The sequence below is a fragment of the Pseudomonas sp. MG-9 genome (assembly GCF_018729515.1).
GTDB classification, from domain to species: domain Bacteria; phylum Pseudomonadota; class Gammaproteobacteria; order Pseudomonadales; family Pseudomonadaceae; genus Aquipseudomonas; species Aquipseudomonas serboccidentalis.
On sequence record NZ_JAHHZH010000015.1, the window covers coordinates 36,666 to 63,342 of the forward strand.

Here is a 26,677-nt window from a genome sequence, read left to right on the forward strand (position 1 = left end):
ATCCACATGAAACGACTGCCTCCCCTGCCCGCCCTGCACACGTTTCTGATCACCGCGCAGTGCTGCAACTTCACGCGGGCCGCCGAGCAGTTGCACATCACCCAAGGCGCGGTGAGCCGGCAGATCGCCGGGCTGGAGGATCATCTGGGTTATGAGTTGTTCATTCGCCGGGCCCGGGGCCTGGAGCTGACCGCCGAAGGGCGTGAATGGCTGCCACGGGTGGAGAAGGTCTTCGGCCTGATCAGCGAAGCCACCGAGCAGATTGGTCTGAAGCGCGAAACCCTGCAGCTCAAGGCGCCGAGCTGCGTGATGCGCTGGTTGGTGCCGCGCCTGCTGCAATGGCAAAAGGAACGCCCGGACGTGCCGGTCAAACTGACCACCACCCTGGCCCACGGCGTCGACTTTCAGCGCGAGCAGTTCGATGCCGCGGTGATCTACGGCACACCGCCGGACAACTCATCGACCGCCCTGCACCTGTTCGATGAGCAACTGACACCGGTGTGTTCGCCGGCCCTGCTGAAAGGCCCGCCAGCGCTGACCGAACCGGCCGACCTGCAACAGCATCTGCTGCTGCATCCGACCCGCGACACGCAGGACTGGACCGTGTGGCTGACCGCCGCTGAATTGCAGTTGAGCAACGTCAACATGGGCCAGCATTTCGAGACGCTGGATCAGGCGATGTCGATGGCGTCCCATGGGACGGGTGTGGCGATTGGCGACTGGTCGTTGATCGGCGATGACCTGCGCGCCGGGCGGCTGGTGATGCCGTTTGATTTGAAGGTGAAGACGGGGTTGGGGTACTTCGTGGTGATGCCGCAGGGTGGAGAGGCCTCGCCGCAGCTGGAGGAGTTGATGATCTGGCTGGTGGAGCAGGCGCATACCCGCTGAAACACACAAATACCCCGTAGGAGCTGCCGCAGGCTGCGATCTTTTGATCTTGTTTTAAGATCAAAAGATCGCAGCCTGCGGCAGCTCCTACAGGGATTGTGCTTACAGGTCAGTAGCCGACCGTAAACCGCTGCCGCGAATGCTTCGGCGTTTCCACTTCGTCGATCAGCGCAATCGCGTAATCGGCAAAGGTGATCCAACTGCGACCTTCTGCACTGAACAACAAGTGATCCTTGCCGACACGGAAGGTGCCGGTGCGCTCGCCTTCGACGAACTCGGCCGATGGCGACAGGAAGGTCCAGTCCAGCGCCTTCTCTTGACGCAAGGCATCGAGGAACGCCGCGCCAGCGCTGGCCTCGGCTTTGTATTCGGCGGGGAAACCTGTGCTGTCGATCACTCGGGTGTCGTCCGGCAGCAACAACGAACCGGCGCCGCCGACCACCAACAGACGCTTCACGCCTGCCTGCTTCACCGGCCCGACCACGGCGCTGGCGGGTACGGTGGCGAAATGCGCGGCGCTGATCACCACGTCGTGACCGGCCACTGCGGCTTGCAGCGCCGCCGCATCCAGCACATCGACATTCTTGCTGACCACACCGGCACGGCTGCCGATCTTCGAGGTATCGCGAGCGATCGCGGTGACGCTATGGCCGCGACGCAGGGCTTCTTCCAGCAGTTGGCTACCGGCACGGCCGGTGGCACCAATGATTGCGATCTTGCTCATGACATTCTCCAGTTGGCTTGAGAGTTTCAACGACGGCATAAATCTAATCTTGAAGCGGTATTCCCTGTGGCGAGGGAGCTTGCTCCCATTGGAGGACGAAGCACTCCCCGCCTGTTTCAGATACAACGCATTTGCAGGTTTTACGCCTGCTGCGCAGGCGGGCGGGAGCAAGCTCCCTCGCCACACATCAGTTTTTCAGCACAGAAATCGGTGTATCTCAAAGGCAGTTGATCACCACTGCATTTCGCCCTTGGCGACTTTGGCGCTCAGCTCCAGCGAGCTTTCTTCGCCCAGTTTCGGGTAGCGCTTTTTCATCGCCGCGATCAGTGCGGCAGAATCCTTGGCCTTGGCGGTTTCGGCGTCGAAAGCCTTAATGTAGTCGGCGGTGAATTTCACGCTGGCCAACGAACGGCTGCTCTCGCCCAGGTAGTGACCCGGCACCACGGTTTTCGGTTTCAGGGTTTCGATCGAATGCAGGGTTTGCAGCCAGTCGGCGTGGGATTGCGCGGTCTGGGTGTCGGCCATCCACACATGGATGTTCTCGGCCACCACGACGCCACCGACCACGGCCTTGAGCGACGGAATCCATACGAAACTGCGATCCGGCTGCTTGCCTTCAAGGCCGACCACCTGCAGTTTCTGCCCTTCGAGCATCAGGCTGTCGCCCTTGAGCACGCCCGGCACGATGGTTTTGGCCGGTACGTCGGCGCCCATTTTCGGCCCCCAGAAGGCGAGTTTGCCGGCGACGGTTTTGTTGATGTGATCCACGGTCGGCTGCGAAGCCAGCACCTCGGCGTCGGGGAAGGCCTTGGTCAGGGTGTCGAGGCCGAAGTAGTAATCCGGGTCACCGTGGCTGATATAAATGGTGGTCAGGTGCTTGCCGCTGGCGCGGATCTTTTCCACCACCTGCTCGGCCTGGGCCTTGCCGAATTGTGCGTCGACCAGAATGGCGTCTTTTTCGCCGCTGACCAGCACCGAGGTCACCGGGAAGATGGCCTGGGTGCCAGGGTTGTAGACGTCCAGGGTCAGGTTGGCGGCCGCGGCGTGGGCCGCGAAACCGAGGGTGGCGGTGGCCAGCAAAACGCGCTTGAGGGTAGTGAAGCCGATCATCTGTTGCTCCGTGGTCCGAATGCCGTGTTTGGCGATGGGACAGAGCTTAGTTGCCTGACTCGGTACAAAAAATGCGATGCTTGAACATAGTTTGTTTCTGAAAGCGGGCAAATCATGGATCGTCTTCAAGCAATGCGGGTGTTTGTCACAGTGGTGGACCTCGGCAGCCAGTCGGCGGCAGCCGATCATCTGGACCTGTCGCGGCCGGTGGTGTCGCGCTATCTGGCGGAGCTGGAGGACTGGGTCGGCGCGCGCCTGATGCACCGCACCACGCGCAAGTTGAGCCTGACCGCCGCCGGCAGTGAGATCCTGCCGCGCTGCCGGCAGATGCTCGAACTCTCGACCGACATGCAGGCCGCCGTCAGCGAACCCGACGAGGCACCGCGCGGACTGCTGCGCATCAGCGTCAGCACCTCGTTCGGCCAGGCGCAACTGGCTGACGCGATGGCGGCGTACGTCAAGCGCTACCCCGGCGTCAGCATCGATATGCAGATGCTCGATCGCACGGTGAACCTGGTGGATGAGCGCATCGATCTGGCGATCCGCACCAGCAATGACCTGGACCCGAACCTGATCGCCCGACGTCTGACGGTGTGCCGTTCGGTGGTCTGCGCCGCGCCCGCCTATCTGCGGGACAACCCGCCACCGCAGCGGGTCGAGGACCTGAGTCGGCACAACTGCCTGACCCACTCCTACTTCGGCAAAAGCCTGTGGCATTTCGAGGAACACGGTGAACCGGTGTCGGTGCCGGTACAGGGCAACATCAGCGCCAACGAGGCCAGCACCCTGTTGCGCGCCACCCTGGCCGGTGCGGGCGTGGCAATGTTGCCGACCTATCAGGCCGGGGTGCATGTGCATGCCGGTGAACTGGTGCGCCTGCTGCCCGATGCCGAGCCACGGCAGATGAACATCTACGCGGTGTACGCTTCACGCAAGCACATGCCGGCGGCGTTGCGCAGCATGCTGGATTTTCTGGTGCAGCGTTTTCCCGAGAATCCGGCGTGGGATGAAGCAGTTTCCAGCGCAAAGCCACAAGCTACAAGCTAGCTGCGCCGCCATTCATCTTGGCGCTTGCCGCTCGATGCTTGCAGCTGCTTCTACCTGACCTATGCTGAAAGTAATACCGCAGGGTATACGTTCAGAGGTCAACGCCATGAACATCAGAACAAGAAGGTACTTCGCAATTTTCATCACCTGCGCCGCCACGCTGGCGCTGTACGGCACCGCGGCCTGGCGGGTCGAGCAGCTGCGACAACTGCCCCGCGAATACGCCAGCTGCAATTTCGAGCGCTGCATTCCGCATAACGCGACGCTCAATGCGCTGCGCTGATCGAGCGGTCACTGATTTCCCTTTGTAGGAGTGAGCCTGCTCGCGATAGCGGTGGATCATTCAACCTGGTGATGTCTGACCCGACGTTATCGCGAGCAGGCTCACGCCTACAGGGGGCGTGTCTGACTTATTGCTCGGCCTTCAACCGGTCGCGAAACGCCTTTGGTGAAATCCCCACCCGGCGCCGGAACAGGCGCGTGAAGTTGGTCGGATCGGAAAACCCCAACAGCTCCGACATCTCGTAAATGGTCATGCTGGTGTACGTCAGCAAACGTTTGGCTTCCAGTAACTGACGTTCATGCATGATCTGCAGCGCCGGCTGCCCTGCCAGTTCCCGGCAAGTGCCGTTGAGGTGCGATACCGAGATGCCCAGGCGATGGGCCAGGTCCTCGACCTTCACATGCTGGCGGTACGTCTCCTCCACCAATTGAATGAAACCGTTGAGGTACTCGCGCTGGCGTTGCGGCCGCTGGCTGGCGTTATGGCGCACGATCGCCTGACGGCTGACCCAGACCATGATCACGCTGACCAACGAATGCATGAGCATTTCCCGCGCAGGTTGATGGCCGTTGTACTCGGCCTGCAACGCGCAAAACAGACTGTGCAGGTACTCCGCATCCTTGCCCGCCGGGTAGTGCCCGACCTGGGCCAGGGCGTGGACTGAATTGCCCAGTTGCGCCTGCAGGTGGTTGATCAACGGATTGGCGAGGGTGACGACAAAGCCTTCGACGTCCTCGGAAAAACGAAAGCCATGCACCGACAACGGTGGCAGGACCTGGATGGCGGGTTCGTTGAGCTGCGTGCGTTGACCTTCGATTTCAAGCTCTGCCTGACCTTTGAAGACGAAGAGCAACTGGCACAAATCGGCGTGGCGGTGGGGTTTGATTTCCCATTGATGTTCGCGGCTGCGTTTGGAAATGGTTTCACAGTGCAGCAAGTCAGGGGTCGGCCAGTCCAGGCTTTCACCGTAGAGCTTGAACACCGGAATCGAAGGCAGGTCAGGCTTGTTCATCACTTCAATCCAGGCCTCGAGGTTGCGGGCGATAATCGCACCGATTGGCAGAATGTACAGGTATCGGCTCAGTTTTCACCTTCAATTGACAGACCCGCGAGGGAAAAATGCAAGCACTCGATCCATAAAAATCATTCACCGGTTGATCCCGCGTGAAGCTTGCGAGTCATAAAAACAATGAAAACGCTGAAAACGCTGAAAACCCAAGTCGCCATCATTGGCGCCGGTCCTTCCGGATTGCTCCTCGGCCAGTTGCTGCATAACGCCGGCATCGACACCCTGATTCTCGAACGCCAGACACCCGAATACGTGCTTGGACGAATTCGCGCCGGCGTGCTTGAACAAGGCATGGTAGAGCTGTTGCGCCAGGCCGGCGTGGGCGCGCGGATGGACGCCGAAGGGTTGGTGCACAGCGGCTTCGATCTGGCATTGGACGGGCGTCTGGCACACATCGATCTGCAGGGTTTGACCGGCGGAAAAACCGTCATGGTTTACGGCCAGACCGAAGTCACTCGTGACCTGATGGCCGCTCGTCGGGAGGCCGGTGCGCCGACGATTTACGCGGCGAGCCATGTCGTTCCGCACGGCATGAAAAGCGACGAGGCGTTTGTCACCTTCGAAAAGGACGGTGAAACCTGGCGCCTCGATTGCGACTACATCGCCGGTTGCGATGGTTTTCACGGCGTGGCCCGGCAGTCGATTCCCGAGAACTGCCTGAAGATTTTCGAACGGGTCTATCCGTTCGGCTGGCTGGGGATTCTCGCCGACACCCCGCCGGTGCACGAGGAACTGGTCTACGCCCGCCATGAACGCGGCTTTGCCCTGTGCAGCATGCGTTCGGCCACGCGTACCCGTTACTACCTGCAGGTGCCGGCCGAAGAAAACGTCGCAGACTGGTCTGATCAGCGCTTTTGGGATGAACTCAAAACACGCTTGCCCGCCGCGCTTGCCGAGAAACTGGTCACCGGCCCGTCGATTGAAAAAAGCATCGCGCCGCTGCGCAGTTTCGTCGTCGAACCGATGCAGTACGGGCGGATGTTTCTGCTCGGTGATGCCGCGCACATTGTTCCGCCCACCGGCGCCAAGGGCCTGAACCTGGCCGCCAGCGATGTCAGTACGCTGTTCAATATTCTGTTGAAGGTCTATCGCGAGGGCCGCACCGATCTGCTGGAGAAGTACTCGGAAATCTGCCTGCGTCGCGTATGGAAAGCCGAACGGTTTTCCTGGTGGATGACCTCGATGCTGCACCGTTTCGAGGAGCATGATGACTTCAGCCAACGGATCAGCGCCTCGGAGCTGGACTATTTCGTCAGTTCCGAAGCCGGCAGAAAAACCATTGCAGAAAATTACGTCGGACTTCCGTATGAGGCTATCGAATAGCCTGCTATCGACTTACACTGGCGAGCATCCCCGCTCGCCTGACGACTTGCGGGACTCTCACTGCCCGCAGGTTCCGCCCGTGACCAACCTCAATCACCCTGAAACGCCCAAACCGGCCATTCGCAGCGTGCTGGTCGCGCTGATGCTGGCGATCTTTCTCGGCGCGCTGGACCAGACCATCGTCGCCGTGTCGATGCCCGCCATTTCCGCACAATTCAAGGACGTCAGCCTGCTGGCCTGGGTGATTTCCGGCTACATGGTGGCAATGACCGTGGCGGTGCCGATCTACGGCAAGCTCGGGGATCTGTACGGGCGACGCAAACTGATGTTGTTCGGCATGGGCCTGTTCACCCTCGCCTCGCTGTTCTGCGGCATGGCGCAGAGCATGGAACAACTGGTGCTGGCGCGGATTCTCCAGGGCATCGGCGCCGGCGGGATGATTTCGGTCAGCCAGGCGATCATCGGCGACATCGTCCCGCCCCGCGAACGTGGGCGTTATCAGGGTTACTTCAGCAGCATGTACGCAGTCGCCAGTGTCGCCGGGCCGGTGCTCGGCGGCTACATGACCGAATACCTGTCGTGGCGCTGGGTGTTTCTGATCAACCTGCCGCTGGGGCTTGGTGCGTATTGGGTGGCGCGACGCAACCTGCGCGGGCTGCCGATTCCGCAGCGCAAACCGATCATCGACTACCTGGGCACCCTGCTGATGATCATCGGCCTGACCGCATTGCTGCTGGGCATCACCCAGGTCGGTCAGGGCCATTCGTGGCGCAGCAGCGAAGTGCTGGGACTGTTCGCCTGTGCGGTGCTGGTGCTGGCGGTGTTCGTCTGGCATGAACGCCGGGCGCGCGAGCCTTTGCTACCGATGCACTTGTTCACCAACCGCAATGCGTTGCTGTGCTGGTGCACGATTTTCTTCACCAGTTTCCAGGCGATCTCGCTGATCGTGCTGATGCCGCTGCGCTTCCAGAGCGTCACCGGCGCCGGGGCCGACAGTGCCGCGTTACACCTGTTGCCGTTGGCCATGGGCTTGCCGATCGGTGCCTATTTCGCCGGCCGGCGTACGTCGATCACCGGGCGCTACAAGCCGCAGATCCTGACCGGGGCGACCTTGATGCCGATCTCGATTCTCGGCATGGCGTTCAGTCCACCCGAAGCAACGTTGTTCAGTGGTTTGTTCATGTTGCTCAGCGGCATCGCTGGCGGCATGCAGTTCCCGACGTCGCTGGTCGGTACACAAAACTCGGTGGAACAACGCGACATCGGCGTCGCCACCAGCACCACCAATCTGTTCCGCTCACTGGGCGGCGCGGTGGGTGTGGCGTTGATGTCGGCGCTGTTGCTGGCCTTGTTGCAGGATTCGAGTTTCGCCCATCTGGCGAGCAGTTCGCTGATCAGCGAGGGCCATTCGGGCAACGTGCTGCTGGACGGTTTGAACGCGGCCCCCGGGGATGCACAGAACGCCTTGCGCGCCGAGCTTTCGGTGACGTTCCGGCATCTGCTGTGGGTGAGTACCGCGGTGTCGCTGCTGGGGCTGGCGGCGGCGATCGCGATGCCGAACAACCTGCTGCGCGGGCGGGAGCACGGCGCCAAATAAAAGCAACACCGCGATCCCCTGTAGGAGTGAGCCTGCTCGCGATGAGGGTGTGTCATCGAACAGTGGTGTCGACTGACACACCCTCATCGCGAGCAGGCTCACTCCTGCAAAGGCCGTTCACTCAAGGGCTGTAGTAACCCGCCGCCACCAGAAAATGCCCGACCTTCTTCAGGTAGGCATGCTTGTCTTCGACCTTGCCGGTCACCGGGTTTTTCCAGCGGTATTCGTATTCGCCGTCATCCTGTTTGGCGACCAGCGCCAGAATCGGCTCGCCCACCGGTTTACCCTCCGGGTCCTTGATCTTGCTGAAATCGGTGTTGATCAGCCGCAGGTTGGTGCCGTGGGCAACATAGCGCTGGGTGTCCAGATCGACCACGAACACGTACAGGTCATCCTGCAGATAACCGCCCTTGAGCGAGTTGATTGCCGTCAGCGTGCCTTTCTCGTTTTTGCCCAAGTCAGTCGCAGCCTTGTCGAGCAGGGTCTTGGCCTGTTCCGCTGAAGCCCTCGGCAAGTAATACCCGACCGCGAGGATCCGCTGGCCGATGCGCTGATAGTAGACATGCTTGCGCTCGACCTTGCCGTCCGCCCAATTCTGCCAGCGGTATTCGGCTTGCTGGATGCCGTTGCCTTCAGGTACCAGCAACGCGTCCTTGAAGGCCTTTTGCAGATCCGGCCCGAGCACTTCGCTGACATCGCGACCGATCAAGGCAGAGGATGGCCCGCCACTGGCGAGCATCACGCCCTTGGTGTCGACCACGAACACGTAGCGATCCTTGTCGACGAACTCACCCTGACGGCTGAACGCAGCGAAGGCCTTGTCGCCGTTGTCGTGGTAATAGGCCAGGGCCTTTTCCAGCAAGGCGATGGCAGCCTTGCTGTCGTCCTTTTGTGTGGTGGCGGCATTGACCTGCCCTGCCCCCACAAGCAGCATCACACCGAGCCACGCCACTTTATGCAGAAACCCCATAACGCATCCCTCGTTCTTGTTGGTGTTTCAAGAGCGTAGACGGCTTGGGGGGATGTATGGATATTCAGCGCGTTTGGAAAGATTGCACCAGATGTCTGTGGCGAGGGGGCTTGCCCCCGTTGGAGTGCGCAGCACGCCCTGGCATTCTTGAGCCAGACCGTATGGTGCCGAACCGGGTCTGCTTCGCAGCCCAACGGGGGCAAGCCCCCTCACCACAGAATCATCTTCACAACAGAGCTATCTTCATCACAAAGATATCTCCACCACAGGTGTTGCTGACTCGGGTTCTATGGCCGGGCGTTGATCTGTTGCTGCAGGTTCTGGATCTGCGCCTGCAGGGTGTTGAGGTTGCGGGTCATCTGGCCACGGAACGCATCGAACTCGGCGGTATTGCCGCCACCCTGTGGCGTTGCCGGACGGTTGTCCTGCTCGCTTTTGAGGACCACGATTTCCTGCTCCAGACGCTCGATCGCTGCGTTCGAGTTGCCCTGCTTTTTCAGCGCAGTGATATCAGCACCGAGGCTTTTCAGTTGGGCGTCATAACTCTTGAGCTGGGCGTCGACCTTGCCAGTGTCGGCCGGGGCGCTTTTGAGGGTCGCCAGTTCGGCGCTCAAGGCTTTGACCTGAGCCTGCAACTGGCTGTTGGCGTTCTGCTGTTCAGTGGTCTGTGCGGTCATCTGCGCCAGGCGCTTGTCCAGATCGCTGGCCTGACCGACCACGCCCTGTTGCTGCTTGCTCTGATCCACCAGCTTGTCTTCCAGCTGTTTGATCTGCAGCTTCAACGCTTCGCTGTCGCTGGTGACGTTGCTCTGACTGGCCACCACCTTGCCGGAAATGTCCTGCAGGCGCCCCGCCGCTTCCTCGCTGATGCGCGCAAAGCTTTCCTGGGTCGCGACCAACTGCTGCTCCATCAGCGAAATCTGCTGGAAACTCCACCAGGCCAGACCGATGAAGGCAAAGAACAACGCGCCGACCAGTGCCCACAGCGGCCCGGTACTCGCGGCCTTGACCTTGACCACTGGCGGCGTGCGCGAATGCACGGAGGTGCGGGCGCTGGGCGGAATGTCATCGTCGTCAAAGGTGTCGGCCCGCAGGCTCGGTACATCGTCGAAATCGTCGTTGGCATCGTTACGCATGGACATTGAGGCAACCTTTGTGGAACGCGGTGATGGCTAAATGCTGCGAAGTATAACCGCCGCAGCCGCAGGGATTGACCCTCAAGCGGCAGCGCGGTTCATTGCCGGCCGACCGACTTGTATCAACGGATGTCCTGAGCTTTCCACCAACCGCAGAACTCATCGAGGGCCGACCACAGGCTGACTTTCGGATCGTAGTCCAGATAATGCCGGGCGCGGCTGATGTCGAGGGTGAAATTTTTCTTCATGACCTGCATGCCCAGCCGCGACAGCGTCGGCTCCGGACGCCCCGGCCAGAGTTTGCACGCGCCTTCGTTGAGTGCCGCAACGCTGTAGGCCAGACCATACGAGCGATATCGGGTGACCTGCGGCACTTCCATTTTGCGCATCACGTAATTGACCACATCCCACAACGGCACCGGCGCGCCATTGCTGATGTTGTAGGCCTTGCCCAGCGCCGAACCGGCCGCCAGCAGACTGCTGAGCAGCGCTTCGTTGAGGTTCTGCACGCTGGTGAAATCGACCTTGTTCAAGCCGTCGCCGATGATCGCCAGACGACCCTTGCGCTGCATGTTCAGCAGACGCGGGAAGATGCTCATGTCGCCAGCGCCGGTGACAAAACGCGGGCGCAGGGCAATGGTTTCCAGACCAAATTCCTGCGCGCCGAAGACCTTTTGCTCGGCCAGGTACTTGGTCGCGGCGTAGTGATGTTTAAAACGCTTGGGCACTTGTTCTTCAGTCAGGCCGAGGTGATCGCGGCCATCGAAGTAGATCGACGGTGACGACAGATGCACCAGTCGCCGCACGCGCTGCTTGAGGCAGGCTTCAACGACGTTTTCGGTGACCTGCACGTTGCCCTGATGAAAGTCCTGATAACGCCCCCACAAGCCGACGGCACCGGCACAGTGGACCACCGCTTCGACGTCGGTGCAGAGGTCGCGCACCAGATCCGCATCGGTGAGGTCGCCCGGAACGAACTCGGCACCACGGCGCACCAAATGCTCGACGCTTTCGGCCCGGCGACCGTTGACCCGCACGTCCAGGCCCTGCTCAAGGGCAAAACGCGCAAAGCGTCCGCCAATGAAGCCGCTTGCGCCGGTGACCAGAATTTTCATGCAAAACTCCAACAAAAAAGCAGCTGCGAGCGTCAAGCCTCTAGCTGCAAGTTTAAAACGGTGCGCAGCGCTTTACTTGCCGCTTGCAGCTTGACGCTTATGGCTGCTTCCAGGGCACCAGCCATCGTGGTGATGAACGTACCAGTTGCTCGGTCAGCAACCCCAGCAGCTGACCGCCATTGCGCCAATGATGCCAGTACAACGGCACATCGATCGGTTTATCTGGCAACAGTTCGCGCAACACGCCGCGCTGCAACTGATCGCGCACTTGCAGTTCTGGCACCAGTCCCCAGCCGAACCCGGCTTCGGTCAGGCGCACAAAACCTTCGGAGGACGGGCACAAATGGTGCTCGAATCCGCCATCGACGCCGAGGGATGCGAGGTAACGATGCTGGAGAAAATCATCCGGCCCGAACACCAGCGCCGGGGTGCGCGGCAACTGCTCGGCGCGTACGCCATCAGGGAAATGCCGCGCGATGAACGCCGGGCTGGCCAGCGCCCGGTAGCGCATCGCCCCGAGCAACACGCTGCGCGCGCCGGCCACCGGGCGTTCGCTGGCACAGACACACGCCGCCACTTCCCCGGCACGCATGCGCTTGAGGCCGACGGTTTGATCCTCCACCACCAGATCCAGCAATAAATGCTGCTCGGCGCAAAAAGCGCCCACGGCTTCGGCCCACCAGGTGGCGAGGCTGTCGGCATTGAGCGCAATGCGCAGGCGTTCCGGCAGGCCTTCTTCGTCGAGCGCCGGCACCAGAGTCTGCAAGTCGCGTTCGAGCAGGCGCACCTGCTGCACATGGTTGAGCAGGCGCCGGCCAATCTCAGTCGGCGACGGCGGCGTGCCGCGTACCAGCACCGGTTGGCCGACCCGCGCTTCCAGCAGTTTGATCCGCTGGGAAATCGCCGATTGCGAAAGGCCCAGAACCTGCGCAGCGCGTTCGAATCCAGCTTGTTCGACCACGGCGGCCAGAGCGGAAAGCAATTTGTAGTCGAACATCAGTTTTCCTAATGAGCGATCAGGACTATTCGTTTTCCTTATACAGCTTCCGACCGGAGAATAGCCAGCAAGCACTCTTTATCAAGGACTACCCAATGGCTGGCGAAACCTCTCTCACGACGTTGCTGCGCAGCATGAGCCCGCAGCTCAACGCCGGCGAATACGTGTTCTGCACCCTGCGCGACAGCCAGTTGCCGAGCGGTCTGGAGATTGTCGGCAGCTTCCGTGAACAGGAAGGCCTGACCGTGATCCTTGAACGCGCCCACGCCGAACAGGCCGGTTTGAGCTTCGACTATGTAGCGGCGTGGATCACCCTGAACGTGCATTCGGCCCTGGAAGCAGTCGGCCTCACCGCCGCGTTCGCCACGGCACTGGGCAAGGCCGGAATCAGTTGCAACGTGATCGCCGGTTACTACCACGATCATTTGTTTGTCGGTCAGGCCGACGCCGAACGCGCCATGCATGTGCTGCGCGAACTCGCAGCCAACGCGGAGTAACGCTTTATGTGGCAAAGCTATGTGAACGGGCTGTTGGTGGCCTTGGGGCTGATCATGGCGATCGGCACGCAGAACGCCTTTGTATTGGCCCAGAGCCTGCGTCGCGAACATCACCTGCCGGTCGCCGCGCTGTGCGTGGCCTGCGATGCGCTGCTGGTAGCCGCCGGAGTGTTTGGTCTGGCCACCGTGCTGGCGCAGAACCCGACATTGCTGGCAGTGGCGCGCTGGGGCGGTGCAGTCTTTCTGATCTGGTATGGCAGCCAGGCACTGCGCCGGGCATTCTCGAAACAGAGTCTGGATCAGGGCGAGAATCAGACCGTGCGCTCGCTGCGGGCAGTGATGCTCAGTGCGTTGGCAGTGACGTTGCTCAATCCGCACGTGTATCTCGACACGGTATTGCTGATCGGCTCCCTCGGTGCGCAACAGTCGGTGCCAGGCGCTTACGTAGTGGGCGCGGCGAGTGCTTCGCTGCTGTGGTTCTTCACCCTCGCCCTCGGTGCGGCATGGCTTGCGCCATGGCTGGCGCGACCGAGTACCTGGCGGATTCTTGATCTGGTGGTGGCGTTGATGATGTTCACGGTGGCGGGCCAATTGATTATCGCCAACTGATTTATTCCAAAAGGCTCTGGAACCTCTATCCCACACAGTTGTTGCGTGGTTAAGCCGTAACCCCGGTGCTATGATCCGAACCCTGCGCCGCAAAGAGTAAAAACTCGTCGGTGCATTTCTGGCCGCCCGTGATCGGCCTTGCGCTCACCGCAACAGACCTGATTAGGAGAATCATCATGGCTTTCGAATTGCCGCCGCTGCCTTACGCACACGATGCCCTGCAGCCGCACATTTCCAAGGAAACCCTGGAATTTCACCACGACAAGCACCACAACACCTATGTCGTGAACCTGAACAACCTGGTGCCAGGCACCGAGTTCGAAGGCAAGACCCTGGAAGAGATCGTCAAGACTTCCTCGGGCGGCATCTTCAACAACGCCGCTCAGGTCTGGAACCACACTTTCTACTGGAACTGCCTGGCGCCAAACGCCGGTGGTCAACCAACCGGCGCACTGGCTGAAGCCATCAACGCTGCTTTCGGTTCGTTCGACAAGTTCAAGGAAGAGTTCAGCAAAACCTCGATCGGCACCTTCGGTTCCGGCTGGGGCTGGCTGGTGAAAAAGGCTGACGGTTCCCTGGCTCTGGCCAGCACCATCGGCGCCGGCAACCCGCTGACCAGCGGCGACACCCCGCTGCTGACCTGCGACGTCTGGGAACACGCTTACTACATCGACTACCGCAACCTGCGTCCGAAGTACGTTGAAGCGTTCTGGAACCTGGTCAACTGGAAGTTCGTTGCTGAGCAGTTCGAAGGCAAAACCTTCACCGCTTAAGCTGCGCGCCAGACAAAAAACCCGGCATTGCCGGGTTTTTTAATGCCTTTGATTTATGTAGGAGCTGCCGCAGGCTGCGATCTTTTGATCTTGTTTTTAAAGGCTACGTCAAAAGATCGCAGCCTCCGGCAGCGCCTACAGTGGGTAGCGTGTTTCCTGCTACGAAAGCAGCCTTCGATCTATTGCCGCCAGGCCGTGGCGGGCTAACATCAAACAGAGGAAAAATTGTCCCGTTCCCCTCAAGTTGCAGGCTCAAACTACCGACACAGTACAATCAGGGTGAAAACTCCAGACAGCTGCATTTCGGCCAACGCCACGGGCAATTATCCCTGGGGTTGATTGTCCCTTTGACTGCCAACACCGGATTGCCAATACTCATGGCAACCTGACGCTACCCGCACGGAACAAGGAATAACCCTTTGAAGCTGGAACTCAAGAACAGCTTGTCGGTGAAGTTGCTCCGGGTCGTGCTCCTTTCGGCATTGATCGTCGGCGTGGTCTTGAGCTGCGCCCAGATCGTCTTCGACGCTTACAAGACCCGCCAGGCCGTGGCCGGCGACGCCCAACGGATCCTCGACATGTTCCGCGACCCGTCCACTCAGGCTGTCTACAGCCTGGACCGGGAAATGGGCATGCAGGTGATCGAAGGCCTGTTCCAGGACGACGCCGTGCGCCAGGCCTCCATCGGCCATCCCAACGAGGCGATGCTCGCGCAAAAGTCCCGTGAGTTGCAGCATTCCAACAGCCGTTGGCTGACCGACCTGATCCTCGGCCAGGAACGCACCTTCACCACACAATTGGTCGGTCGTGGTCCCTATAGCGAGTATTACGGCGACCTGAGCATCACCCTCGACACCGCCACCTACGGCGAGAGTTTCATCGTCAGTTCGGTGATCATTTTCATTTCCGGTGTGCTGCGCGCCCTGGCCATGGGCCTGGTGCTGTATCTGGTCTATCACTGGCTGCTGACCAGACCGCTGTCGCGGATCATCGAGCACCTGACCGAAATCAATCCGGATCGCCCCAGCGAACACAAGATTCCGCAGATCAAGGGCCACGAGAAAAACGAACTCGGGATCTGGATCAACACCGCCAACCAGTTGCTCGAATCGATCGAGCGCAACACCCACCTGCGCCACGAAGCGGAAAACAGCCTGCTGCGCATGGCGCAGTACGACTTCCTCACCGGCCTGCCGAACCGCCAGCAACTGCAGCAGCAACTGGACAAGATTCTGGTCGACGCCGGCAAGCTGCAACGCCGGGTCGCGGTGTTGTGTGTGGGCCTGGATGATTTCAAAGGGATCAACGAACAGTTCAGCTACCAGACCGGCGATCAGTTGCTGCTGGCACTGGCCGATCGCCTGCGTGCCCACAGTGGCCGCCTTGGCGCCCTCGCCCGTCTGGGTGGCGATCAGTTCGCCCTGGTGCAGGCCGATATCGAACAGCCTTACGAAGCGGCGGAACTGGCGCAGAGCATCCTCGATGATCTGGAAGCGGCGTTTGCCCTCGACCATCAGGAAATCCGCCTGCGCGCGACCATCGGCATCACCCTGTTCCCTGAGGATGGCGACAGCACCGAGAAGCTGTTGCAGAAGGCCGAGCAGACCATGACGCTGGCCAAGACCCGCTCGCGCAATCGCTATCAGTTCTACATCGCCAGCGTCGACAGCGAAATGCGTCGGCGCCGCGAACTGGAAAAAGACCTGCGCGACGCATTGATTCGCGACCAGTTCTATCTGGTCTATCAGCCGCAGATCAGCTATCGCGATCACCGCGTGGTCGGAGTCGAGGCATTGATCCGCTGGCAACACCCGGAACACGGTCTGGTGCCGCCGGACCTGTTCATCCCGCTGGCCGAGCAGAACGGCACGATCATCGCCATCGGCGAATGGGTGCTCGATCAGGCCTGCAAGCAATTGCGCGAATGGCACGATCAAGGCTTCGTGGATCTGCGCATGGCGGTCAACCTGTCCACCGTGCAACTGCACCATGCCGAGCTGCCGCGGGTGGTCAACAACCTGCTGCAGATCTACCGTTTGCCGCCACGCAGCCTGGAGCTGGAAGTCACCGAAACCGGCCTGATGGAAGACATCAGCACCGCCGCCCAGCATCTGCTGAGCCTGCGCCGTTCCGGGGCGCTGATCGCCATCGACGACTTCGGCACCGGCTATTCATCGCTGAGCTATCTGAAAAGCCTGCCGCTGGACAAGATCAAGATCGACAAGAGCTTCGTGCAGGACCTGCTGGATGACGACGACGATGCAACCATCGTTCGCGCGATCATTCAACTGGGCAAAAGCCTGGGCATGCAGGTGATCGCCGAGGGCGTGGAAACCGCCGAACAAGAGTCCTACATCATCTCCGAAGGCTGTCACGAAGGTCAGGGTTACCACTACAGCAAGCCGCTGCCTGCCCGGGAACTGAGCGCCTATCTCAAGCAGGCCCAGCGCAGTAACGCGGCTATTTTATAAAAGCCAAAGATCGCGTAAATAAGAAATATTTCCAGCCACAGCCCTTTACACATAATGCGAAAGATTTGCATTATGTCGCAGCTTTGCGCACCCGCGCCCTGTCCATTCAATTACCGAAGCAGGATGTTCGCCATGATTCGTATGCCTCTGGCTACCGCCAGTCTGCTGGCCATCGCTATTTCCCTCGCCGGTTGCGGCGAAGGCAAAGAGAAGGCAGCCGCCCCGGCCGCGCCGACTCCGGCCGCCAGCACCGCCGCTGCAGCAGCACCTGCCGCTGCCGGTAAAGTCGATGAAGCCGCCGCCAAGGCTGTGGTCGCGCACTACGCCGACATGGTCTTCGCCGTCTACAGCGATGCCGAATCTACCGCGAAAACCCTGCAAACCGCCGTCGACGCGTTCCTCGCCAAGCCGAACGCCGACACCCTGAAAGCCGCCAAGGCTGCCTGGGTCGCCGCGCGCGTGCCTTACCTGCAGAGCGAAGTATTCCGCTTCGGCAACACCATCATCGACGACTGGGAAGGTCAGGTGAACGCCTGGCCGCTGGACGAAGGCCTGATCGACTACGTCGACAAATCCTACGAACACGCGCTGGGCAACCCGGGGGCCACCGCCAACATCATCGCCAACACTGAAGTGCAGGTCGGCGAAGACAAGGTCGACGTGAAAGACATCACCCCGGAAAAACTCGCCAGCCTCAACGAGCTGGGCGGTTCCGAAGCCAACGTCGCCACCGGCTACCACGCCATCGAATTCCTGCTCTGGGGCCAGGACCTGAACGGCACCGGCCCGGGCGCCGGCAACCGTCCGGCTTCGGACTACCTGGAAGGCGCAGGCGCCACCGGCGGTCACAACGATCGTCGCCGTGCCTACCTGAAAGCCGTGACCCAGCTGCTGGTCAGCGACCTGGAAGAAATGGTCGGCAACTGGAAGCCGAACGTCGCCGACAACTACCGTGCCACCCTGGAAGCCGAACCGGCTGAAAGCGGTCTGCGCAAAATGCTGTTCGGCATGGGCAGCCTGTCCCTGGGTGAACTGGCGGGCGAGCGCATGAAGGTTTCCCTGGAAGCCAACTCGCCGGAAGACGAACAGGATTGCTTCAGCGACAACACCCACAACTCGCACTTCTACGACGCCAAAGGCATTCGTAACGTGTACCTGGGCGAGTACACCCGTGTTGACGGCACCAAGATGACCGGCGCCAGCCTGTCCTCGCTGGTGGCCAAGGCCGACCCGGCTGCCGACACCACGCTGAAAGCCGATCTGGCCGCTACCGAAGCCAAGATCCAGGTCATGGTCGATCACGCCAACAAGGGTGAGCACTACGACCAGTTGATCGCTGCCGGCAACACCGCCGGCAACCAGATCGTTCGCGACGCCATCGCATCCCTGGTCAAGCAGACCGGTTCGATCGAAGCCGCTGCCGGCAAACTGGGCATCAGCGACCTGAACCCGGACAACGCTGATCACGAGTTCTGATCAACGCTGGCTGCACAAGAAGGCGACCTTGGGGTCGCCTTTTTCATGCCTGCCAAACACATTCCCATGTAGGAGCTGCCGCAGGCTGCGATCTTTTGATTTTGCTTTTTAAGATCAAGATCAAAAGATCGCAGCCTGCGGCAGCGCCTACAGAGGATTTGCAGAGGCCTTCAGAGTTGTTCCATATCAAGCAAACGATAATTCCTCTTATTCAAACTCCCTCGCCCTGTTAGACTTTGCGCCTTTGTTTTCGCCCCTTCGCAGGATGTCTGATGCCCTCGCTGCCTCTTCGCTTGTCCGCACTGATTCTGGCCCTGGGCCTGAGTGCCTGCGATGACGCCCCGCGCTTTACCAAGGCTGAGCCCGGTGAAGCGCGTTCGGGCGGCGCGGCGACCGTGCGCAAGACCGATCAGAATGCATTCTCCCTGCCTTCGGCCAATCTGCCGCCGTCGCGCCGGGTCGATTTCAGTGTCGGCAACAGCTTCTTCCGCAGCCCCTGGGTGATCGCGCCGTCGACCACCACCGCCCGCGATGGCCTCGGTCCGTTGTTCAACACCAACGCCTGCCAGAACTGCCACATCAAGGACGGTCGCGGCCACCCGCCAGCACCGGATGCGGCGAACGCAGTGTCGATGCTGGTGCGCCTGTCGATTCCCGATTCGCCGGCCTATGCCAAAGTCATCGAGCAGCTCGGCGTAGTGCCGGAGCCGATCTACGGCGGCCAGTTTCAGGACATGGCGGTGCCCGGGGTCACGCCGGAAGGCAAGGTGCGCGTCGAGTACACCCCGCTGCCGATCCGCTTCAAGGACGGCACCGAAGTGGAGCTGCGCAAACCGGTTCTGCAATTCACGCAATTGGGCTACGGCCCGATGCACCCGGACACGCGCTTCTCGGCCCGTGTCGCGCCGCCGATGATCGGCCTCGGCCTGCTCGAAGCCATCCCGCAAGAGGCGATCCTCGCCAACGCCGCCGCGCAGGCCAAGGCAAACAACGGCATCAATGGCCGGCCGAATCGGGTCTGGGACGATGAGCTACAGAAAACCGTCATCGGTCGATTTGGCTGGAAAGCCGGGCAACCGAATCTCAATCAGCAGAATGTTCACGCGTTTTCCGGCGACATGGGCCTCACCACCCGCCTGAGGCCCTTCGATGACTGCACCGACACGCAAACCGCCTGCAAACAGGCGCCCAACGGCAATGGCCCGGATGGCGAGCCGGAAGTCAGCGACAACATCCTGCGCCTGGTGCTGTTCTACACCCGCAACCTCGCGGTGCCGGCGCGCCGTGGCGTCAACGACGAACACGTGCTGGCCGGCAAGAACCTGTTTTTCCAGGCGGGCTGCCAGTCCTGTCACACCCCCCAATACACCACCGCCGCCAACGCCGCCGAACCTGAACTGGCCAATCAAGTGATTCGCCCGTACAGCGATCTGCTGCTGCATGACATGGGCGACGGTCTGGCCGACAACCGCACTGAATTCCAGGCCTCCGGTCGCGACTGGCGCACCCCGCCGTTGTGGGGGATCGGCCTGACGCAGGCGGTCAGTGGCCACACTCAGTTTCTGCATGACGGCCGCGCCCGCAATCTGCTCGAAGCCGTGCTCTGGCATGGCGGCGAAGCGCAGAAGGCGCAGCAACAGGTTTTGTCTTTCAACGCCGAACAGCGTGCCGCGCTGCTGGCGTTCTTGAACTCACTTTAAACACTTAAAAGAATCGGGAGCCCGACATGTTCCGTCCCAAGTTGTTGTTCACCAGCCTTGCCGCGCTCGCCCTCGGCGCCTGCTCGCCGCAGGATCCGCAAGCAGTCACCTCGGCGGCCATCGCCAAATCGGTGATCCTGCCGACCTACACTCGTTGGGTCGAAGCCGACAAGCAACTGGCCGTCAGCGCCCTCGCCTACTGCCAGGGCAAGGAAACCCTGGAAACCGCCCGCGCCGACTTCCTGCATGCGCAGAAAGCCTGGGCCGAGCTGCAACCGCTGCTGATCGGGCCGCTGGCCGAGGGCAACCGTTCGTGGCAGGTGCAGTTCTGGCCGGACAAGAAGAACCTCGTCGGCCGTCAGGTCGAGCAACTGGTCGTCGCCCAGCCGCAGATCGATGCCGCCGCCCTGGCCAAGTCCAGCGTGGTGGTGCAAGGCCTGTCGGCTTACGAATACATCCTGTTCGATGAAAAGCCGGACGTCGCCAACGCTGAACAAAAAGCCAAATACTGCCCACTGCTGATCGCCATCGGCGAGCGTCAGAAGCAACTGGCCGAAGAGATTCTGCAAAGCTGGAACAACACCGACGGCATGCTCGCGCAGATGAGCAAGTTCCCTAACCAGCGCTACGCCGACTCCCACGAAGCGATCGCCGATCTGCTGCGTGTGCAGGTCACCGCCCTCGACACCCTGAAGAAAAAACTCGGCACGCCGATGGGCCGCCAGAGCAAGGGTGTGCCGCAGCCGTTCCAGGCAGATGCATGGCGCAGCCAGTCATCGCTGACCGCGCTGGAAGCCAGCCTTGCCGCGGCCAAAACCGTCTGGGAAGGCGTCGACAACAAAGGCCTGCGCGGTCTGTTGCCGGCCGAGCAGAAACCGTTGGCAGACAAAATCGACGCCGCCTACGCCGCGTCGCTGGAACTGTTCGGCAGCACTCAGCGCTCGCTGACCGAAATGCTCGCCGACGACGCTGGTCGCCAGCAACTCAACGACCTCTACGACAGCCTCAACGTCGTCCATCGCCTGCACGAAGGCGAACTGGCCAAGGCGCTGGGCATTCAACTGGGCTTCAACGCCAACGACGGTGACTGATGAGGGCAAGTGCCATGCTGCGACGCCAGGCTCTGACTTTAGGTAGTTTGCTGCTGGGAGCAGTGACACTGGGCGGCTGGACGCTGTTCAAGCGCAAGGATCAGAGCCCGCTGTTGCTCTCGGCGCGCGATGACACCGATGGCAGGCACTACGCCGTCGGCTATCGGCTGGACGGCACCCGGGTGTTCGCCACCGAGGTCGGCCAGCGCTGTCACGACATCATCAACCACCCGACGCTGCCCATTGCGCTGTTCGTCGCCCGCCGCCCGGGCACCGAAAGCTACCTGATCGACCTGCGTGACGGGGCCTTGCTGCAAACCGTGACGTCGCAGCCGAACCGGCACTTCTACGGCCACGCGGTGGTGCACAAGGACGGTGAGTACCTGTACGCCACCGAGAACGACACCACCGATCCGGGTCGCGGCCTGCTTGGGGTGTACAGGTTCGAAGGCGAGCGGCTGGTGCACAGCGGCGAGATTTCCACCCATGGCCTGGGGCCGCATCAGGTGTCGTGGATGCCCGATGGCGAAACCCTGGTGGTGGCCAACGGCGGGATTCGTACCGAGGCGGAAAGCCGCGTGGACATGAACCTCAACGCCATGGAACCGAGCCTGGTGCTGATGCAGCGCGACGGCACCCTGCTGAGCAAGGAAACCCTGGCCCAGCAAATGAACAGCGTGCGCCATCTGGGGATTGCCAGCGACGGTACCATCGTCGCCGGCCAGCAGTTCATGGGCGCGTCCCACGAGCGTTCGGAGCTGCTGGCGATCAAGCGTCCGGGGCAGCCGTTCGTGGCGTTCCCGGTGCCGGATCATCAGTTGCAGTCGATGGGGCACTACACCGCCAGCGTCGCCGTGCACAGCGAACTGCGCCTGGTGGCACTGACCGCGCCGCGCGGCAACCGGTTCTTCATCTGGGACCTGGACAGCGGCGAAGTGCGCCTCGACGCCCCATTGCCCGATTGCGCCGGCGTCGGTGCGGTGCAGGACGGCTTCGTCGTGACCTCGGGCCAAGGCCGTTGCCGTTACTACGATTGCCGCCAGGATGAACTGCTGGCCAAACCGCTGGATCTGCCGGCGGGGCTTTGGGACAACCATCTGCATTTGATGGCATAACCTCCTCTCAAAGATCACGCCGTACCTGTGGCGAGGGGGCTTGCCCCCGGTGGGTTGCGCAGCGACCCCATCTACCTTTCAGTGATACCGGGATTGCAGGTTTGACGACGGCTGCGCCGCCGAACGGGGGCAAGCCCCCTCGCCACAGGTTTCCCTTCATACCCTGCAAAAACTGCCAGTTGGAATCCGCACCTGACTCGGAGTAATGTGCCCGACTGTCTCACCTGATTTATCCAAGGAACTGGAAAATATGCTGCGTCGCCGCATGCTGATCATGTTGGGTGTTGTCTTGCTGGTCGTCCTGGTATTGGGCGGGTACAAAGCCTTTTCGATCTACACCATGATCCAGGGCTTTTCCAAACCCAAACCGCCGATCAGCGTCGCCGTGGCCAGCGCCACCGAACGGCCGTGGCAGATGCGCCTGCCCACCGTCGGCTCGCTGAAGGCCTTGCAAGGCGTCGAGCTGAGTCTGGAAGTCGCCGGCACCGTCACTGAACTCAAATTCGAATCAGGGCAGAAGGTCAAGGCCGGGCAACCGTTGCTGCAGCTCGACAGCGCCGTCGAAGCCGCCCTGCTGGAAACCGCCAAAGCCGACCTGGGCTTGGCGCAACTGGACTTCGGGCGTGGCAGCCAGTTGATCGACAGTCGGGCCATTTCCAAAGGTGAATACGACCGGCTCTCGGCGGTTCTGCAAAAGGAACGGGCCACGGTGAACCAGCTCAATGCAGCGCTGGCGAAAAAGCGCATGGTCGCGCCGTTCAGCGGCACCATCGGCATCCGTCATGTCGACATCGGCGACTACCTCGCCAGCGGCACCAAAATCGCCACGCTGCAGGATCTGAGCAGCCTCTACGCCGACTTCTACGTGCCCGAGCAGTCGATACCGAAACTGGCGATCGGCCAACCGGTGCAGATCGGCGTCGCGGCCTATCCCGGCCAGAATTTCCCCGGCGCCATCAGCGCGATCAACCCGATTGTCGAGAGCACCACGCGCAACATTCTGGTTCGCGCAACCCTGGCCAACCCCGACGGCAAGCTGCTGCCGGGCATGTTCGCCAGTCTTGAGGTGTTGCTGCCCGATCCGCAGAAACACATCGTGGTGCCGGAAAGCGCGATCACCTACACCCTCTACGGCAACTCGCTGTACGTGGTCGGGCAAAAGAAGGCCGAGGACGGCAGCGTCGAAAAAGACGACAAGGGCCAGCCGGTGCTGATCGCCGAGCGCCGCTTCATCGAGACCGGCGAACGCCGCGATGGCCTGGTGATGATCAACAAGGGCGTGCAGAACGGCGAACAAGTGGTGACCGCCGGCCAGATCAAACTGGACAACGGCGCGCACATTGCCATCAGCGACGACAAGACCCTCGGCGAGCAGAACAGTCCGCCTCGCGCCGACTGATCAAGGAATCTCCATGGCTTTTACCGATCCGTTCATCCGCCGCCCGGTGCTCGCCACCGTGGTCAGCCTGCTGATTGTGCTGCTGGGTTTCCAGGCCTGGAGCAAACTGCCGCTGCGCCAATATCCGCAAATGGAAAACGCCCTGATCACGGTGACCACCGCCTACCCCGGGGCCAACGCCGAGACCATTCAGGGCTATATCACCCAGCCGATGCAGCAGAGCCTGGCGAGCGCCGAGGGCATCGACTACATGACCTCGGTCAGCCGGCAGAACTTCTCGGTGATCTCGATCTATGCGCGTATCGGCTCCAACACCGACCGTCTGTTCACCGAACTGCTGGCCAAGGCCAACGAGGTGAAAAACAAGCTGCCGCAGGACGCCGAAGACCCGGTGCTGAGCAAGGAATCGGCCGACGCTTCGGCGCTGATGTACATCAGCTTCTTCAGCAAGGACTTGAGCAACCCGCAAATCACCGACTATCTGTCGCGGGTGATCCAGCCAAAACTTGCGACCCTGCCGGGCATGGCCGAGGCGGAGATTCTCGGCAATCAGGTATTCGCCATGCGCCTGTGGCTCGACCCGGTGAAGCTCGCCGGCCTCGGCCTCAGCGCCAGTGACGTGACCAACGCGGTGCGCCAGTACAACTTCCTCTCGGCTGCCGGCGAGGTGAAAGGTGAGTATGTGGTCACCAGCATCAACGCCAACACCGAGCTTAAATCCGCCGAAGCCTTCGCCGCGATTCCGCTCAAGGTCAGTGGCGACAGCCGCGTGCTGCTCAGCGATGTGGCGCGGGTCGAGATGGGCGCGGAAAACTACGATTCGATCAGCTCGTTCGGCGGCACGCCATCGGTGTACATCGGCATCAAGGCCACGCCCGGGGCCAACCCGCTGGACGTGATCCGGGAAGTGCGCAAGCTGATGCCGGAACTCGAAGCCCAGTTGCCGCCCAACCTCAAGAGCGAGATCGCCTACGACGCCACCCTGTTTATTCAGGCCTCCATCGACGAAGTGGTGAAAACCCTGTTCGAAGCGGTGCTGATCGTGATTGTGGTGGTGTTCCTGTTCCTCGGCGCACTGCGCTCTGTGGTAATCCCGGTGGTGACCATCCCGCTGTCGATGATCGGCGTGATGTTCTTCATGCAGATGATGGGTTACTCGATCAACCTGCTGACCCTGCTGGCGATGGTGTTGGCGATCGGGCTGGTGGTGGACGACGCGATTGTCGTGGTAGAGAACATCCACCGCCATATCGAGGAAGGCAAGACGCCGCTGGAGGCCGCACTGGAAGGCGCCCGGGAAATCGCCATGCCGGTGGTCTCGATGACCATCACCCTGGCGGCCGTGTATGCGCCGATCGGTTTCCTCACCGGACTGACCGGGGCCTTGTTCAAGGAGTTCGCCTTGACTCTGGCCGGCGCCGTAGTGATTTCCGGGATCGTCGCCCTGACCCTGTCGCCGATGATGTGCGCCCTGCTGTTGCGCCACGAGGAAAATCCCAGTGGCCTGGCGCATCGACTCGACCGCATCTTCGACGGCCTCAAACGCCGCTATCAGAGCGTGTTGCACGGCACGCTCAACACCCGTCCGGTGGTGCTGGTGTTTGCTGTGATCGTGCTGTGCCTGATCCCGGTGTTCCTCAAGTTCACCAAGTCGGAACTGGCGCCGGATGAGGATCAGGGCATCATCTTCATGATGGCCAACGCCCCGCAGCCAACCAACCTCGATTACCTGAGCACCTACACCGACGAATTCATCAAGATCTTCAAGGAGTTTCCGGAGTACTACTCCTCGTTCCAGATCAACGGCTACAACGGCGTGCAATCGGGCATCGGCGGCTTTCTGCTCAAGCCGTGGAACGAGCGCAGCCGCACCCAGATGCAAATCCTGCCCGAGGTGCAAGGCAAACTGGGCGCCATCCCGGGCCTGCAGATCTTCGGCTTCAACCTGCCCTCCCTGCCCGGCACCGGTGAGGGCTTGCCGTTCGAGTTCGTGATCAACACCGCCAATGACTACGAGTTGCTGTTGCAAGTGGCCGACCGGATCAAGAAGCGCGCCATGGAGTCCGGCAAGTTCGCCTTCGTCGACCTCGACCTGGCGTTCGACAAGCCCGAAGTGGTGGTCGACATCGACCGTGCCAAAGCCGCGCAGATGGGCGTGTCGATGCTCGACCTCGGCGGCACCCTGGCGACGCTGCTGGGCGAGGCGGAAATCAACCGTTTCACCATTGAAGGTCGCAGCTACAAGGTGATTGCCCAGGTCGAACGACCGTTTCGCGAGAACCCCGGCTGGCTGAACAATTACTACGTGAAAAACACCCAGGGCGAGCTGCTGCCGCTGTCGACCCTGATCAAGGTCACTGATCGGGCGCGACCGCGCCAGCTCAACCAGTTCCAGCAACTCAACGCCGCGAAGATCTCCGGATTCCCGTTGGTCAGCATGGGTGAAGCAATCGACACCGTGTTGCAGATCGCCCGGGAAGAAGCACCAGCCGGGTTTGCCTTCGACTATGGCGGCGCCTCGCGCCAATACGTGCAGGAAGGCAGCGCCCTGTGGGTGACCTTCGCTCTCGCGCTGGCGATCATTTTCCTGGTGCTGGCGGCGCAGTTCGAGAGCTTCCGCGACCCGTTGGTGATTCTGGTGACGGTGCCGCTGTCGATCTGCGGTGCGCTGATTCCATTGTTCCTTGGCTGGTCAAGCATGAACATCTACACCCAGGTCGGGCTGGTGACGCTGATCGGGCTGATCAGCAAGCACGGGATCCTGATCGTTGAGTTCGCCAACCAGTTGCGCAAGGACAAAGGCCTGACCGCGCGCGAGGCGGTCGAAGAAGCCGCGGCGATTCGTCTGCGGCCGGTGTTGATGACGACGGCGGCGATGGTGTTCGGCATGGTGCCGCTGATTCTGGCGACGGGTGCGGGTGCGGTCAGCCGCTTCGATATCGGGATGGTGATTGCTACCGGGATGTCGATCGGCACGTTGTTTACGCTGTTCGTGCTGCCGTGCATCTACACCCTGCTGGCCAAACCTGATCCGAAACCATGACCTAGACCCTGTAGGAGCTGCCGCAGGCTGCGATCTTTTGATTTTGTTTTTAGAAGCCAAGATCAGGGTCAAAAGATCGCAGCCTGCGGCAGCTCCTACAAAGGGGATTTTCATTCATGTCTAGTCCTGAAATAGGTTTACACCTGTTTCACCCTAACGCCCGATGCACCGCATCGGGCGTTTTGTATTTTAAAGAGAGGTGCGGCCGCTCCTGGTTGTAGATCGTGACGGCCTCTCGCACCAT

23 protein-coding genes are annotated in these 26,677 nt (G+C 61.1%); 15 read left to right on the forward strand and 8 right to left on the reverse strand.

From position 1 onward, the window contains the following. Positions 1 to 6: 6 nt before the first annotated feature. Positions 7 to 888, forward strand: coding sequence for a LysR substrate-binding domain-containing protein (locus KKQ10_RS27870; RefSeq protein WP_127648324.1), 882 nt, complete (start codon positions 7 to 9; stop codon positions 886 to 888). A gap of 109 nt (positions 889 to 997) precedes the next feature. Here the strand turns inward: KKQ10_RS27870 and KKQ10_RS27875 are convergent, their stop codons facing one another. Beyond that, positions 998 to 1,612: an NAD(P)-dependent oxidoreductase gene (locus KKQ10_RS27875; protein WP_215502941.1), complete on the reverse strand. Its 615-nt coding sequence runs from the start codon at positions 1,610 to 1,612 to the stop codon at positions 998 to 1,000. Between the two features lie 231 nt (positions 1,613 to 1,843). Continuing rightward, positions 1,844 to 2,722, reverse strand: a complete 879-nt coding sequence (locus tag KKQ10_RS27880) for an MBL fold metallo-hydrolase (RefSeq protein WP_127648322.1) — start codon at positions 2,720 to 2,722, stop codon at positions 1,844 to 1,846. A gap of 114 nt (positions 2,723 to 2,836) precedes the next feature. On the opposite strand from KKQ10_RS27880, the gene KKQ10_RS27885 reads away from it, so the two are divergent. Then, positions 2,837 to 3,769 (forward strand): LysR family transcriptional regulator, encoded by a 933-nt coding sequence (locus tag KKQ10_RS27885; RefSeq protein WP_215502942.1) that lies wholly within the window; start codon positions 2,837 to 2,839, stop codon positions 3,767 to 3,769. A gap of 106 nt (positions 3,770 to 3,875) precedes the next feature. Next, entirely contained in the window at positions 3,876 to 4,052 is a 177-nt protein-coding gene (locus KKQ10_RS27890) for a hypothetical protein (RefSeq protein ID WP_007964044.1), read from the forward strand. A 127-nt stretch (positions 4,053 to 4,179) separates the two neighbouring features. On the opposite strand, the gene KKQ10_RS27895 is transcribed toward KKQ10_RS27890, so the two are convergent. After that, positions 4,180 to 5,064, reverse strand: coding sequence for a helix-turn-helix domain-containing protein (locus tag KKQ10_RS27895; RefSeq protein WP_215502943.1), 885 nt, complete (start codon positions 5,062 to 5,064; stop codon positions 4,180 to 4,182). Positions 5,065 to 5,250: 186 nt separating this feature from the next. Here KKQ10_RS27895 and pobA point away from each other — a divergent pair, with 186 nt between their 5' ends. Both pobA and KKQ10_RS27905 read left to right on the forward strand, forming a co-directional pair. Next, positions 5,251 to 6,444 carry a 4-hydroxybenzoate 3-monooxygenase gene (pobA, locus tag KKQ10_RS27900; RefSeq protein WP_215502953.1) on the forward strand — a complete coding sequence of 398 codons (1,194 nt, stop codon included), beginning with the start codon at positions 5,251 to 5,253 and terminating at the stop codon, positions 6,442 to 6,444. A 79-nt stretch (positions 6,445 to 6,523) separates the two neighbouring features. Continuing rightward, positions 6,524 to 8,041 carry an MDR family MFS transporter gene (locus KKQ10_RS27905; RefSeq protein ID WP_215502944.1) on the forward strand — a complete coding sequence of 506 codons (1,518 nt, stop codon included), beginning with the start codon at positions 6,524 to 6,526 and terminating at the stop codon, positions 8,039 to 8,041. A 121-nt stretch (positions 8,042 to 8,162) separates the two neighbouring features. Here the strand turns inward: KKQ10_RS27905 and KKQ10_RS27910 are convergent, their stop codons facing one another. The 4 genes from KKQ10_RS27910 to KKQ10_RS27925 all read right to left on the reverse strand — a co-directional run bounded on the left by KKQ10_RS27910 (position 8,163) and on the right by KKQ10_RS27925 (position 12,259). Further along, complete coding sequence (locus KKQ10_RS27910; protein ID WP_215502945.1) at positions 8,163 to 9,011, reverse strand: cache domain-containing protein; 849 nt, start codon at positions 9,009 to 9,011, stop codon at positions 8,163 to 8,165. A 287-nt stretch (positions 9,012 to 9,298) separates the two neighbouring features. After that, complete coding sequence (locus KKQ10_RS27915) at positions 9,299 to 10,153, reverse strand: ATPase (protein WP_215502946.1); 855 nt, start codon at positions 10,151 to 10,153, stop codon at positions 9,299 to 9,301. A 116-nt stretch (positions 10,154 to 10,269) separates the two neighbouring features. Then, positions 10,270 to 11,262, reverse strand: coding sequence for an NAD-dependent epimerase/dehydratase family protein (locus KKQ10_RS27920; protein ID WP_127648316.1), 993 nt, complete (start codon positions 11,260 to 11,262; stop codon positions 10,270 to 10,272). A gap of 97 nt (positions 11,263 to 11,359) precedes the next feature. Further along, positions 11,360 to 12,259: a LysR family transcriptional regulator ArgP gene (locus KKQ10_RS27925; protein WP_127648315.1), complete on the reverse strand. Its 900-nt coding sequence runs from the start codon at positions 12,257 to 12,259 to the stop codon at positions 11,360 to 11,362. A 95-nt stretch (positions 12,260 to 12,354) separates the two neighbouring features. Here KKQ10_RS27925 and KKQ10_RS27930 point away from each other — a divergent pair, with 95 nt between their 5' ends. The 10 genes from KKQ10_RS27930 (at position 12,355) to KKQ10_RS27975 (ending at position 26,433) form a co-directional block, all read left to right on the forward strand. Then, positions 12,355 to 12,756, forward strand: a complete 402-nt coding sequence (locus KKQ10_RS27930) for an ACT domain-containing protein (RefSeq protein WP_127648314.1) — start codon at positions 12,355 to 12,357, stop codon at positions 12,754 to 12,756. 6 nt (positions 12,757 to 12,762) lie between these two features. Beyond that, positions 12,763 to 13,365 carry a LysE/ArgO family amino acid transporter gene (locus KKQ10_RS27935; RefSeq protein ID WP_127648313.1) on the forward strand — a complete coding sequence of 201 codons (603 nt, stop codon included), beginning with the start codon at positions 12,763 to 12,765 and terminating at the stop codon, positions 13,363 to 13,365. Between the two features lie 176 nt (positions 13,366 to 13,541). After that, positions 13,542 to 14,138, forward strand: a complete 597-nt coding sequence (locus KKQ10_RS27940) for a superoxide dismutase (protein WP_003227660.1) — start codon at positions 13,542 to 13,544, stop codon at positions 14,136 to 14,138. Between the two features lie 419 nt (positions 14,139 to 14,557). Continuing rightward, positions 14,558 to 16,609 (forward strand): putative bifunctional diguanylate cyclase/phosphodiesterase, encoded by a 2,052-nt coding sequence (locus KKQ10_RS27945; RefSeq protein WP_215502947.1) that lies wholly within the window; start codon positions 14,558 to 14,560, stop codon positions 16,607 to 16,609. Positions 16,610 to 16,741: 132 nt separating this feature from the next. Beyond that, on the forward strand, positions 16,742 to 18,085 hold the full coding sequence (locus KKQ10_RS27950) for an imelysin family protein (protein WP_215502948.1): 1,344 nt from the start codon (positions 16,742 to 16,744) through the stop codon (positions 18,083 to 18,085). Between the two features lie 272 nt (positions 18,086 to 18,357). Beyond that, the gene (locus KKQ10_RS27955) at positions 18,358 to 19,785 is read left to right on the forward strand and encodes a di-heme oxidoreductase family protein (RefSeq protein WP_215502949.1); all 1,428 of its coding nucleotides are present in this window, start codon (positions 18,358 to 18,360) and stop codon (positions 19,783 to 19,785) included. Between the two features lie 26 nt (positions 19,786 to 19,811). Next, positions 19,812 to 20,876 (forward strand): imelysin family protein, encoded by a 1,065-nt coding sequence (locus tag KKQ10_RS27960; protein WP_215502950.1) that lies wholly within the window; start codon positions 19,812 to 19,814, stop codon positions 20,874 to 20,876. A gap of 14 nt (positions 20,877 to 20,890) precedes the next feature. Then, entirely contained in the window at positions 20,891 to 21,991 is a 1,101-nt protein-coding gene (locus tag KKQ10_RS27965; RefSeq protein WP_215502951.1) for a DUF1513 domain-containing protein, read from the forward strand. 250 nt (positions 21,992 to 22,241) lie between these two features. Then, complete coding sequence (locus tag KKQ10_RS27970) at positions 22,242 to 23,390, forward strand: efflux RND transporter periplasmic adaptor subunit (RefSeq protein WP_127648307.1); 1,149 nt, start codon at positions 22,242 to 22,244, stop codon at positions 23,388 to 23,390. A 13-nt stretch (positions 23,391 to 23,403) separates the two neighbouring features. Beyond that, positions 23,404 to 26,433, forward strand: a complete 3,030-nt coding sequence (locus KKQ10_RS27975; RefSeq protein WP_215502952.1) for a multidrug efflux RND transporter permease subunit — start codon at positions 23,404 to 23,406, stop codon at positions 26,431 to 26,433. A 148-nt stretch (positions 26,434 to 26,581) separates the two neighbouring features. Here the strand turns inward: KKQ10_RS27975 and KKQ10_RS27980 are convergent. After that, on the reverse strand, positions 26,582 to 26,677 hold a 96-nt coding region (locus tag KKQ10_RS27980), incomplete at its 5' end, for an integrase core domain-containing protein (RefSeq protein ID WP_139315762.1).